We start from the raw sequence: 12,040 nt of genomic DNA on the forward strand, positions 1-12,040 counted from the left end.
TTTTGTTTGGCTTTTAATGAGTAATAGCTGACTGATGCGAATTAAAAACAGGCAAATGACGCCTTATAAAAAAACAAAAGACTGCTAGCAGTATTAAAATGCTACATTGAACGGCCTAATGACCGTTTGGGTTTAACTGAATCTCCTGATAGCCAACGAGTTGGTCTGTCCTGTCGCCTTGTCCTCTGTAATATACCAACGCCTGGTATTTGTTTTCCGTCTGATAGAAGTTCCCTTCTGACGGGGAGGTCTTCATGGTGGCATCGCTGCTCTCCATCAGGTATTGGTATGAGTAGTAGCCCTGCTTCAGCAGGATGGCGGCCTCGTAGCGCCGTTTCTTCTCGTTGTATTCCATTTTGTATTCGGGCAGGAAGCGGTTGTATGTCCATTCGCCGTTCAGATAGATGTCGCCGGGGTATCTTTGCTTGCTGTCGAGCGTGAAGTGCACGTACATGTAGTCGCACGTGTTCTCGTTCTCTATGTTGTCGCTGTTTCGGATATAGAAGGCTCCGTTGGCGTCTTCGTCGTAAAGATAGTTCGGTCTGGGCACGTCGGCGAACACGTGTGCGTGGTAGTTCTCCCCGTCCCACGATATCTCGTCTATCCCCATCGTGGCGTGTGATGTGGCGAGGGTTTCAAACTTGTGGTATTCGTTTCCCGCCTCGAAGATGAGCTCCCTGTTGTGCCGCCATTCCAGTCCGCTTGGTGTCTTGTATTGTGGCTGTGCGTTGCGCCTGGCGTTGTCCCATCTCCTGTTCTGCATCACCACGGTCTTTATCTGTGTCTCGGGGTCGGCCACTCTCAGCGCGTTGTACGACAGCTTCATGGAGATCTGCTGGTGGGCGAGGTTGGTGTCGATGTCGGTATTTGTGGTGGCGCCCATAGATATTCCCGCCTTCGGGTCTACCACCATGAAGCATGCCGTGAGCACCTCTTCGCCCGTGTCTCCGTCGGCAACCGTGACCTTGTAGTTGCCGCTGAGCTTCAGTCTGCATTTCTCGTTGGGTATGGAGAAGGCGTAGTGGGTGTAGCCCACGTTTGTGTTTATGGATTCCGTGATGTCGTCTATTGTGTTGTCTTCGGCAAATCCTTCTATGTAGTCGCTTGCGAAGAGCTGCTCCGACGGCGACCAGTCGGCTTCACAATGGGTGATGCTGTAGGTGTAGCGGTGGTATGTGTGTGTCAGGTCGTCGAATGATATGTTTATCCTGTTCTGGCTTGGATTGTCAGAACGGAGTTTCATTATCGGGAGCGCGAGCCATTTGTCGCCGCACACCACTTGCAGCGTCTTTATCCCTGCCTTGTGTATCTCGTTGTATTGGGCGCGGGAGACCAGGCTGAGAGCTAGGAGCGGGACCAGAAGGATTGTTCTTTTCATGTTTTCTTTATTCTTTATAGGGCGGAGCCGTTTCCGGTGTGGAGGAGTGGCGGAATCCTGCGGCAGTAATTATGGCTGCTGTCAGCGGCTGAGCAGCTGCTCGATCACTTCCGGGTAGTGTTCGTATTCTAGTGCGTGCACCTTGCGGGCGATGTCGTCGGCGGAGTCTTCGGGCGAGAGTGGGGTGGTGTACTGTTTCAGTATCTGTCCCTTGTCGTATTCGTTGTTCACGAGATGGATTGTTATTCCGCTTTCCTTTTCGCCGTTTTCCTTCACTGCCTTGTGCACGTTGTCGCCATACATGCCCTTTCCGCCGTATTTCGGCAGCAGCGACGGGTGTATGTTGACTATCCTGTCCTTGTAAGCCTCCGTGAGATAGTCGGGCAGGAGGAGCATGAATCCTGCGAGGATTATGTATGATATGTTGTGGCCGGCCAGCAGGGGCAGCACTCTGGAGCTGTCTTTGAATCCCTCTTTGTTCACTATTTCCACGGGCACTCCGAATTTCTCCGCCCTCTTTATCACCTGTGCGCTCTTGTTGTTGCACACCACGAGAGCCACGCACACCGTTTCCGAGTTCTCGAAGTATCTGATTATGTTCTCGCAGTTTGTTCCGTTGCCGGATGCGAATATGGCTATGTTCTTCATATTGGGTAAATGTTATTATGATTATATTATGTCAGGTTTGGCTGGGCAACCGTCCAGACGGTCGTCCTGCCGTTAGTTTTCATTGCAGCTTGCCCTTGCGGGCGGTTGGGTTTCAGTCGTCCGGGTCGTCGTCGTATTCGTCGAATCCGAACATTGCAGGCTCTATGAAGGCGTCGAGGCTGCGGCGGTCTTTCTTCGTGGGGCGTCCTGTGCCACGGGCTCTGTCCACGAATCCGCTTATCCTGCTCATTTCCAGTATCTCATACTGTTTCGGGTCGGTCACGTTCTCGTAGATGTCCTGTATGAGTTTTGCGCCCACGCGCTTTTCAATACATTGGAGTATCTTGAACGAATAGGTTATCGGCGGTTTTTTCACGCTCACCGTCTCTCCGCATTTCACGATGTGAGAAGGCTTCACGTTGGTTCCGTTTATCGTGACGCGGCTGTTCTTGCAGGCATCGGCAGCCAGCGACCTGGTCTTGAAGATCCTTGCCGCCCACAGCCATTTGTCTATTCTCGCAGACTCTTGCATGTTTCCTTATTTCTTGTGGTTAAACTGGTTCATCGTTATGTCAATGCCGGCAAGGGCGAAGCTCTTTATTATCTCGCACGAAGTCTTTATCGCCGGCTTGAGGGTTTCCATTTCCTCTGAATCATATCTGCCGAGCACCCATTCCACCTGCATTCCCCTGGGGAAGTCGTTGCCTATTCCCACTCTGAGGCGTGCGTATTTCTGCGTGCCCATCACCGACTGTATGTTTCCCAGTCCGTTGTGTCCGCCGTTGCTTCCGCTGCCTTTCAGCCTGAGGGCTCCCAGTGGCAGAGACAGGTCGTCCACCACCACGAGCAGGTGCTCCATGGGTATGTTCTCCTTGTTCATCCAGTATCTCACGGCGTTGCCGCTGAGGTTCATGAATGTGGTAGGCTTCAGCAGAAAGAGTTTTCTTCCCTTCACCGAAGTCTCAGCCACGAATCCGTATCTCTTGTCGTCGAAAGAGGCTCCAGCCTCCTCAGCCATGGCGTCTACCACCATGAATCCCGTGTTGTGTCGTGTTTCCGAATATTCGCTGCCGGGGTTTCCCAATCCTACAATCAAGAATTTTTCCATTACGTATTGCTTTAAACTCCAAACGGTCATTATGCCGTTCGATGTGATATTTTATAACTGCTTGTTGCCTTTTGCTCTTTATAAGGCGTCTTTTGCTTGTTTTTAATTTGCAATAGCTCGTTATTACTGATTAAAAGCCAAACAAAATCCACTCTTCTAAAATATCAAAATTCAAGCAAGCCCTAATGACCGATTTGGGTTGAATCTAAAAAAAGGTGATTCCAAATTAAAATTCAGAACCACCCCGTGATAAATTTCTTTTCTTGCTAAATCTATGGCATTATGCCTCAGCCTGGCTTGCAGCGATAGACTTACGTGTAGCCTTGATTGAGCAAACCACAACGTTCTTGCTTGTTGCCATCTCAAGACCCTCGAAGTGCAGGTCGCCAACCTTGATGCTCTTGCCGATAGTCATGGCAGTAACGTCGATGTCGAGATGCTCAGGAATAGCCTGGTATTTCGCTGTAACGTCGATCTTGCGGATAGAGAGGTTCATACGTCCACCGTCGCGTACACCCTGTGCCAGACCGTTGAGCTTGACAGGGATGCCCACTGTGATAGGCTTCTGGTCGTTAACCTCGTAGAAGTCAACGTGAAGGAGGGCGTCTGTTACCGGATGGAACTGAAGCTCCTTGAGAATCGCTGTACGCTCCTCGCCGTCGATGACGAGCTTGATAACGTAGATGTGTGGAGTGTAGACAATCTTTCTCAACTCGCTCATAGGACAAGCGATTGACAATGCTTCAGGAGCGCCGTCAGCGTTCTTTGCCTCACCGTAGAGGTTGCATGGAATCAGACCTTCCTTACGCATAGCCTTGGCTGCCTTCTTGCCCAAATCAGTTCTCTTCTGGCCTTTTACTTCAATTTCTTTCATAATTGTGTTACTCTAAATTAAGTTGTTAATAATTAATGCTTAATTCACCATCACACGAGAATTCTATTCACGTAGTGCTCGAAAAAGCGGTGCAAAGGTATTTCTTTTTTGATTAATACGCAAATATTATAAATAAAAATAGATAAAACACCGTGGTTTTCTTGCAAGTACCGCATAAAATAAGTATTTTTGCATCGGTTTTTTTGAAATACACGTTCATTTTAATATTATAAGATGATAAACAGAGAATTGATAAGGATAAAAATTGTCCAGTTAACCTACGCATATTATCAAAACGGTAACCACAACATGGATAATGCCGAGAAGGAGCTGCTGTTCAGCCTCTCCAAGGCATACGACCTGTATAATTGTCTGCTGTCCCTGATTGTAGCTGTTTCCAAAGAGTCGCGCCTGCGCTATGAAGTGGAGCTCTCCCGTGCAAAGAGAGAAGGCACAACTCTGCCCTCAGGCAAGTTTGCAAACAACAAGTTCGCCCTTCAGCTCGAAGCTAACAAGCAGCTCAACGAGTATCTCGAGAATCAGAAGCAGACATGGGACGACAGCGTGGAGTTCGTGAGAAACCTGCTCACACAGATAGAGCAGAGCCAGATTTATGCCGACTATGTGGCTGACGAGACCGACTCGTATGAAGCCGACCGCGAGGCGTGGCGCAAGCTCTACAAGGCAATCATCATGGACAACGACAACCTTGACGCCATGCTCGAGGAGAAGAGTCTCTACTGGAACGACGACAAGGAAATCGTGGACACCTTCGTGCTCAAGACCATCAAGCGCTTCGATCCGGCAAACAAGGAACTGCAGGAGCTCCTGCCGGAATATAAGGACGAGGAAGACAAGGAGTTCGCCGTGAAGCTCTTCCGCGCCACAATCCTCAACGCCGACCAGTATCAGCGCTTCATGAGCGAGACCTCGCGCAACTGGGACTTCTCGCGCCTGGCTTATATGGATGTGGTGATAATGCAGATAGCCATTGCAGAGATGATGAACTTCCCGAACATACCGGTGAACGTGACCATCAACGAATACGTTGACCTGGCGAAACTCTACAGCACTCCGAGAAGCGGTTCATATATCAACGGAATGCTCGACGCCATCGCCCGCTACCTCATCGACACAGGCAAGATGATGAAGGTGATGCCGACAAGATGACGCATCCGTAATTCAGCACGCATAACGGCTGGCATATAAACAGGCAAAGCGCCTGGCATTAAAACAGGTAAAGTGCCTGGCATTAAAACAGGCGAGACGCCCAAAAAACAGACAAACGATTAACATTTAAAACAAACATAACAGTAAATTATGAACACAACAATGTTTTTGGCTGCCCAGCAACAGGGTGGAGGCAGCATGCAGTTCCTTATAATGATGGTGGTGATCTTTGCCATCATGTATTTCTTCATGATTCGTCCGCAGCAGAAAAAGCAGAAGGAAATACGCAATTTCCAGAACTCGCTGCAGGAGGGCTCAAAGGTGGTGACAGGCGGAGGAATCTACGGCACCATCAAGAAAGTGGACATCGCTACAGGCAAAATCGAGCTCGAAATCGCAAAGGGCGTGGTTATAACAGTTGACAAAGGTTCTGTATTTGCTGATGTCGCAGCTTCTGCAACCGTCAGCAAGGAAAAATAATGAAACGCATCCTGAAAAGTATATACAGTATAGTCAGAAACTCCTTTTTCAATATCGTGAACAAGGAGTTCCTGATTTTTTTGTTCTTCCTCGCCCTGAGCGGAGCCTTCTGGCTGTTGTTGGCCCTGAACGACACCTATGAGAAAGAACTCAGGATTCCCGTGCGCATCGTGAACATACCTAAAAACGTGGTACCGACGAGCGACACCGAAGACACGATAAAGGTGACTGTGAAAGACAAAGGCTATACTCTATGTACATATATATATGGTGACAAACTGAAAAGGATAGACATACCCTTCTCTTCATACATCAAGAACAAGGGGTATGGCTCCGTGTCTGCGTCGGAACTCACCAAGCTGATCTATGCCGAACTATACAGTTCGTCGAAGGTGACAGGAGTGAAGCCCGACAAGCTGGAATACTTCTACAATTACGGAATGCACAAGCGGCTGCCCGTAAGGCTGGCGGGAAACATACAGGCTGACGCAAGCTATTATCTGGCGAAGATAGAATTCTCGCCCGATATGGTGGATGTTTACGGCAGTCAGAAAATGCTCGACAGCATAAAGTACATCTACACAGAGCGGATCAATATCAAAAACCTCAAGGACACCATCAGACGCGACCTTGACCTCATGGAAATCAGAGGAGTGAAATGCGTGCCCTCCCGTGTCAGGATGGCTGTCTATCCGGATGTGCTGACCGAGGAAAGTGCAGAGGTTCCCATCTCGGCGCTCAACATGCCGGAGGGAAAGGTGTTGAGAACATTCCCGTCGAGGGTTAAAGTGGTCTTCACCGTTGGCGCGAGCATCTTCAGAACCATAAACACCAACAAGTTCAAGGTGGTGGTAGACTACAACGAGATTCTCTCAGCGCCTTCTGACAAATGCACGCTCAAGATTGCATCCGTGCCGCATGGCGTGAAGAATGCGCATACCGAAATAGAACATGTGGACTACCTCATTGAAGAACAGTAGCAGAAAAGAAAGTCATAAATACCACAGGAACTCCCTTTCTGGCAGCTATTATATAAATAGGTAGAATATTGACAGCGGCTATTAGAGAGCATGTATAGCCCCTCGATGGTGGCTGTCTATAATAATGGAGACAATTATGAAAGCAGCCATTACAGGCGGAATAGGAAGCGGAAAATCATACGTCTGCTCCTTGTTGAAAAGCATGGGGATAGAGGTCTACGACTGCGACAGCGCAGCCAAACGCATAATGCGCGAGTCGCCATCCGTAAGAAAGGCTTTGACAGACCTGATAGGACAGGATGCCTATGCAGACGGAAAGCCCGACAAGGCTGTCATCTCAAAGTTTCTTCTTGACGCCGAAGACAACAAGAAAAGGATTAACGCCATCGTGCATCCCGCTGTGGCCGACGATTTCAAAGCCTCGGGACTTCAATTCATGGAGTGCGCCATCCTCTTCGAGAGCGGATTCGACAAGCTCGTGGACTGCGTGGTTTGCGTATCGGCACCGATAGAGGTGAGGATGGATAGAATCATCGTCCGCGACTCTATAACGCGAGAGAAGGCAAGAGAATGGATAAACTGCCAGATGAGTCAGGAGGAGATGGAGGCTAAAAGCGATTTCGTTATCCTCAACGACGGCAGCAAACCTTTGGAACCGCAGATTGACGACGCGCTGGCGGCTTTGCGAATACGCTGAAATCTGAACGTCTGCTGATGTGTCAAGTCCCTATGATATCGTCGGGACGATAATGAGAACTTATTAATTTATTATTAAACAAATATTTGAAATGGATTTTACAATTTTGTCAGTTTCCGGAAAGCCCGGACTTTATAAGCTTGTGTCAAGTTCAAAGATGAACCTTATCGTTGAAGCCTTGGACGAAACCCATCGCCGCCTGCCTATCTTCGCAAGCGACAGAGTGACAAGTCTTTCCGACATCGCCATGTATACAGTGGCTGAGGATGTTCCATTGATGAATATTCTCGATTCTGTGCTCCGCAAGGAGGACGGAAAGGTATGCTCGCTCGACTACAAGAAGTGTGGCAAGGACGAACTTCACGCTTATTTTGCCGAAATTCTTCCTGACTACGACCGCGACAGAGTACACGACAGCGACATCAAGAAGCTTCTCCAGTGGTATAACATCCTGGTTTCCAACGGTGTGACGAATTTCGTTGACCCTGAGGATAATGCAGAAGAGGCTACAGAAGAAGCTGCTGAGAAGGCTGAGTAAACCAAAATATAGTATTCGAAAACGATATTGTTTTGACTATAATAGTCTACGACAACAAAGTCTACGACAACAATAGTCTACGACAACAAAGTCTACGACAATAATAGTCTACGGCAACAATATGCTTCGACCACATAGTCTTTTAACATATTAGTCCTCGACTATTAAAGTCAACGACCTGGATATTCATTGAAATTGAGATATGAAACGCTCTGAACGTTATGAAGCTGTCTTGAGACATTTTGCGGAAGTTTCTCCACACGTCACCACGGAACTGGAATTCGGCAGCGTCTTCCAACTGCTTGTGGCTACAGTCTTGAGCGCCCAATGCACAGACAAGAGGGTGAACCAGGTGACGCCGGAATTGTTCAGGCATTATCCTGATGCGGCGGCAATGGCAGAGGCAGATCCTGAAGATGTGCTTTCGTTTATCAGCAGCATTTCATATCCCAATTCCAAGGCAAAGCACCTCGTGGAACTCTCGGTGGCCATACAGGAGAAGTTTGGAGGGAAGGTCCCTTCGGCACTCGACGATCTCACCAGTCTGCCGGGTGTGGGGCGCAAGACCGCCAACGTGCTGCTTGCCGTTGCCTTTTCAAAGGCTGCAATGCCCGTCGACACCCATGTCTATCGTGTGAGCCACAGAATGGGGCTTGTGCCGAAATCTGCTGCCACTCCATTGGCGGTGGAGCGGTGTCTGACGAAAAACATCCCTGAAGCGTTGCTGGCCGACGCTCATCATTGGCTCTTGCTCCATGGCAGGTATGTCTGCACAAGCAGAAAGCCGCATTGCGAGAAATGTCCCTTTAAAGGGTTCTGCCCCAAAATCATGGATTTCAAGGGCTATTAGTCATCAGAGGCGGTCTGCTTGTTTGCTCGTCAATAACCGCAAGTTTGTTGCTTGGGTATAGGGCGTTTCTGCATTGTAAACCGGTGAAACGCCTGTTCATAACTTGTTGGTTTGAAGTTGTGTTTATATGGAAACTTCAATTGGTTATGCAATTGTCTAATCTATACAATTGCCTATATTTCAATTGCAAATAAACTCGATTGTCAAGATCTTCTTTGTGTTTCCAGAAATCCTCAACCTGTTGTCCAGGCGTTGGCCTATAAGCCATAGGATGTTGTTTTCGGCATCTGTCATGACAAGCTGTTTCTCTTTGTCGAAGAATGCCATTTTCCTGTCTGTCAGATAGTCGCTGACAAGCTTCTTTCCTGTCATTCCGAAGGGGATGAACCAGTCGCCCTGGGTCCAACGGCGTATTCTGAGAGGAAATTTCACTTTCGAAGCATCTGCGCTTATGGTAAACTGGCTTCGGCTTGGCGTGAATCCCTCTTCTGTGGTTTCCTCCTTGATTCTTACTTTCGTGGTCTCGTTGATAATGTATGTGCCGCTTTCGGGCAATATGAAAGGCTTCTCATTTCTGCTGTCCTTGTCTTCATTCCGTTCTATCACGAGAAAACCGCGGTCTGCAACGAGTCTGTGGGTGTCGGAAGAGAAGATGCTTCCGTTCTTCAGATTGTCCAGATTTGAGAATATGTCGTCTATGGTAGCCGACGAGAACGAGTGTCTTGAAAGGATGTGGTAGAGTGTGTATTCGGGAGACACCTGGCGCTTGAGCCTCTCTATATTGATGAATAGATAGTTGTCCTTTACTGCTGTAGAGTCCTCCGCAGCCTTTTCTATTGCGTTTTCAAACACCCTGTTGGCTTCTGTCACCCTTCTTGTAGTCTCAAACATCTTCTTGTCTGCCGAAGGGTTTATTCCCCTTATCAGAGGCATGACGTCGAGTCTGAGCTTGTTTCTCTTCACGTCGTTCACGAGGTTTGAACTGTCTGTGATGTAAGTCTGCCCCCTTTCCTTCAGATAGTCTTCTATCTCGTTGCGGGAGACACAGAGCATTGGTCTTGTCACATGTCCGTTTTTGGCTGCTATTCCCGTCACGCCCTTTATTCCCGTTCCTCTTATTATGTTGAGCAACATGGTTTCCACGCTGTCCTCCATGTGGTGGCCTACGCAGATGCCTGCCGCCCCCATGTCCTCTCTGAGCTGCTTGAAATAGCTGTAGCGCAGATTCCTTGCCGCCATCTCTATGCTTATCCCGTGGAGCGAGGCATACGACCGGGTGTCGTAATGGGTGATGTGGAGCATGACATTCTCTTTCTCGCAAAGTCTCTTGCAGAAATCTTCGTCCCGGTCAGACTCTTCTCCTCTGAGCCTGAAGTTGCAATGTACGGCCTCCACTCTGTATCCCAGATCTTTCAGACATAGCAATAGAGCCACGCTGTCGGCTCCTCCCGACAGCGCGACAAGGGATAGTCCGTCTGCCTCCATCAGCTTTTTTTCCTTTATGAATCTGCTGACGCTATTTAGAAAACTTTTCAAGATACGGTTGTCTTTTCTATATGTTATTCCACATGCTGCAATTAATCACATACAGCAATTAATCCACATGCAACATATTGTTCACCATGCAACTAATTATTCCACATACAACACGAGACCCTTGAGGTATTCTCCCTCCGGGTGGTAGATGTTGATAGGATGGTCAGCCGGCTGGTGCAGCTGATGCAGTATCCTCACGTTTCGTCCTGATATGGCAGCTGCAGTGAACACGGCATTTCTGAAATTGTCTTTCGTCACTACCTGTGAGCAGCTGAATGTGAACAGTATTCCGCCATGCTTGATACGCTCAAAAGCCTTTACGTTCAGTCGTGTGTAGCCTTTCAGGGCATTGTGTAGGGCGGCTCTGTGTTTGGCAAAAGCCGGTGGGTCGAGCACTATGAGGTCGTAGAAATCCTCTGCGTTGTCAAGGAATTTGAATGCGTCTTCACAATAAGCCTGATGCCTCTCATCGCCAGGGAAGTTGAGTTCCACGTTGGCGTTGGTCAGGTCTATTGCCTTGGCGCTGCTGTCAACGGAGTGTACGAGGTTTGCTCCTCCTCTCATGGCATAGAAGGAGAAGCCTCCTGTGTAGCAGAACATGTTGAGCACGTTCTTCCCCTTTGCGTATTTCTCAAGCAGACTGCGGTTCTCTCTCTGGTCAACGAAGAATCCTGTCTTCTGTCCTTTCAGCCAGTCAACATGGAATTTCAGTCCGTTTTCCACTGCCGTATTGTCGGTACAGCCTCCGATGATGAAGCCGTTTTCCTGTCCGAGGTCTGCCTTGTAGGGTAGGGTGGTCTCGCTCTTGTAGAACACGTTCTCTATCCTTCCGTTCATCACCTTCACCAATGCTTCGGCAATGTCCGTTCTGTTGATGTGCATGCCAACGCTGTGGGCCTGCATCACGGCAGTCTTTCCGTAGCAGTCTATCACCAGTCCCGGCAGGCTGTCTCCCTCGCCATGAACAAGTCTGTAGGTGTTGTTCTCATAGTTGTCGGCAATTCCGATTGCCAGTCTCATCTTCAGAGCCTCTGAGAGGCGCTCTTCCCAGAAGTTCTTGTCGATGGAGCGCTCCTCAAACGACAACACTCTCACGGCAATACTTCCTATCTGGTAGTGGCCTACGGCTATGAATTTATCTTCCGACGTGTACACGTTCACCGTGTCGCCGTCTTCTATACTTTCGTCCATCTTTGCTATGGCACCAGAGAAAACCCAAGGGTGGAAGCGTTTCAAGCTTTCTTCTTTCCCTCTTTTCAAATAAACAGACTTGTATTGAGTCATACTATAATCGAATTCTATATTATATTATTTTTATGTTAATCCCACAAACGGTCATCAGTCAGTTACTCCCACTGACTGTCATCATGCCGTTAATCCCACGAACGGTCATCATACCGTTGGTTTCACAAGCGGTCATTAAGCCGTAGGTGAAATACTTTATGCTTGCTTCTTTGCCATTGCCTCTACTGTCTCTTCTGCCGGCTTCACGATTCTCAGTTCGAAATCCTTGTTTCTCTCCAGTCTCATCAGCTCGTCGTATAGTTTTATGCATGCCCAGGCGTCTGTTGCGGCATACAACTTCTGCTTGTCCGTCAGGATGTCCGCCTCCCAGTTCGTGAGCCGTTGCGCCTTGCTGATTTTCAGTCCGAAGAAGTTGGCGTAAAGTTTCTGCAGACTCAGGTCCTCCACTCCGATTTCTCCCACATGCTTCTGCAGGTCGATGAAGTTGCCCGGCTTGAATTCAGCCCTTTTGTGCAGCGATATTATGTCGTCGTGTA

The 12,040-nt window shown here is 48.6% G+C and carries 13 protein-coding genes and 1 pseudogene; 6 read left to right on the forward strand and 8 right to left on the reverse strand.

Annotated features, from left to right (window positions below):
• Positions 1-115: 115 nt before the first annotated feature.
• The 5 genes from QVO99_RS04195 to QVO99_RS04215 form a co-directional block, all read right to left on the reverse strand.
• Positions 116-1,378: a DUF5103 domain-containing protein gene (locus tag QVO99_RS04195; protein WP_022316346.1), complete on the reverse strand. Its 1,263-nt coding sequence runs from the start codon at positions 1,376-1,378 to the stop codon at positions 116-118.
• Between the two features lie 81 nt (positions 1,379-1,459).
• Positions 1,460-2,026: a phosphoribosylglycinamide formyltransferase gene (gene purN / locus QVO99_RS04200; protein ID WP_022316347.1), complete on the reverse strand. Its 567-nt coding sequence runs from the start codon at positions 2,024-2,026 to the stop codon at positions 1,460-1,462.
• Between the two features lie 112 nt (positions 2,027-2,138).
• On the reverse strand, positions 2,139-2,558 hold the full coding sequence (locus tag QVO99_RS04205) for an RNA-binding S4 domain-containing protein (RefSeq protein ID WP_022316348.1): 420 nt from the start codon (positions 2,556-2,558) through the stop codon (positions 2,139-2,141).
• Positions 2,559-2,564: 6 nt separating this feature from the next.
• Positions 2,565-3,134, reverse strand: coding sequence for an aminoacyl-tRNA hydrolase (gene pth / locus QVO99_RS04210; protein ID WP_022316349.1), 570 nt, complete (start codon positions 3,132-3,134; stop codon positions 2,565-2,567).
• Positions 3,135-3,414: 280 nt separating this feature from the next.
• Complete coding sequence (locus QVO99_RS04215) at positions 3,415-4,008, reverse strand: 50S ribosomal protein L25/general stress protein Ctc (protein ID WP_022316350.1); 594 nt, start codon at positions 4,006-4,008, stop codon at positions 3,415-3,417.
• A gap of 234 nt (positions 4,009-4,242) precedes the next feature.
• Here QVO99_RS04215 and nusB point away from each other — a divergent pair, with 234 nt between their 5' ends.
• The 6 genes from nusB to nth all read left to right on the forward strand — a co-directional run bounded on the left by nusB (position 4,243) and on the right by nth (position 8,723).
• The gene (gene nusB, locus QVO99_RS04220; protein ID WP_022316351.1) at positions 4,243-5,178 is read left to right on the forward strand and encodes a transcription antitermination factor NusB; all 936 of its coding nucleotides are present in this window, start codon (positions 4,243-4,245) and stop codon (positions 5,176-5,178) included.
• 150 nt (positions 5,179-5,328) lie between these two features.
• Positions 5,329-5,658 (forward strand): preprotein translocase subunit YajC, encoded by a 330-nt coding sequence (yajC, locus tag QVO99_RS04225; RefSeq protein ID WP_022316352.1) that lies wholly within the window; start codon positions 5,329-5,331, stop codon positions 5,656-5,658.
• Positions 5,658-6,638 (forward strand): CdaR family protein, encoded by a 981-nt coding sequence (locus QVO99_RS04230; RefSeq protein ID WP_022316353.1) that lies wholly within the window; start codon positions 5,658-5,660, stop codon positions 6,636-6,638. Before yajC ends, QVO99_RS04230 begins: the two co-directional genes overlap by 1 nt.
• A 136-nt stretch (positions 6,639-6,774) precedes the next feature.
• Positions 6,775-7,335: a dephospho-CoA kinase gene (gene coaE / locus QVO99_RS04235; RefSeq protein WP_022316354.1), complete on the forward strand. Its 561-nt coding sequence runs from the start codon at positions 6,775-6,777 to the stop codon at positions 7,333-7,335.
• A 91-nt stretch (positions 7,336-7,426) separates the two neighbouring features.
• Positions 7,427-7,873, forward strand: coding sequence for a DUF5606 family protein (locus QVO99_RS04240; protein ID WP_022316355.1), 447 nt, complete (start codon positions 7,427-7,429; stop codon positions 7,871-7,873).
• A gap of 202 nt (positions 7,874-8,075) precedes the next feature.
• Positions 8,076-8,723 carry an endonuclease III gene (gene nth, locus QVO99_RS04245; protein ID WP_022316356.1) on the forward strand — a complete coding sequence of 216 codons (648 nt, stop codon included), beginning with the start codon at positions 8,076-8,078 and terminating at the stop codon, positions 8,721-8,723.
• A 180-nt stretch (positions 8,724-8,903) separates the two neighbouring features.
• Here nth and tilS read toward each other — a convergent pair whose 3' ends face one another.
• The 3 genes and pseudogenes from tilS to QVO99_RS04260 all read right to left on the reverse strand — a co-directional run.
• Positions 8,904-10,259: a tRNA lysidine(34) synthetase TilS gene (gene tilS / locus QVO99_RS04250; RefSeq protein WP_288176956.1), complete on the reverse strand. Its 1,356-nt coding sequence runs from the start codon at positions 10,257-10,259 to the stop codon at positions 8,904-8,906.
• A 96-nt stretch (positions 10,260-10,355) separates the two neighbouring features.
• Positions 10,356-11,543, reverse strand: coding sequence for a class I SAM-dependent rRNA methyltransferase (locus tag QVO99_RS04255; protein WP_022316358.1), 1,188 nt, complete (start codon positions 11,541-11,543; stop codon positions 10,356-10,358).
• Positions 11,544-11,699: 156 nt separating this feature from the next.
• Positions 11,700-12,040 (reverse strand): annotated as a pseudogene (locus QVO99_RS04260) (3'-5' exonuclease domain-containing protein 2); the annotation flags it as partial.

It is taken from the genome of Prevotella sp. CAG:592 (assembly GCF_000436015.1).
In the GTDB taxonomy this organism is placed as follows: domain Bacteria; phylum Bacteroidota; class Bacteroidia; order Bacteroidales; family Bacteroidaceae; genus Prevotella; species Prevotella pectinovora.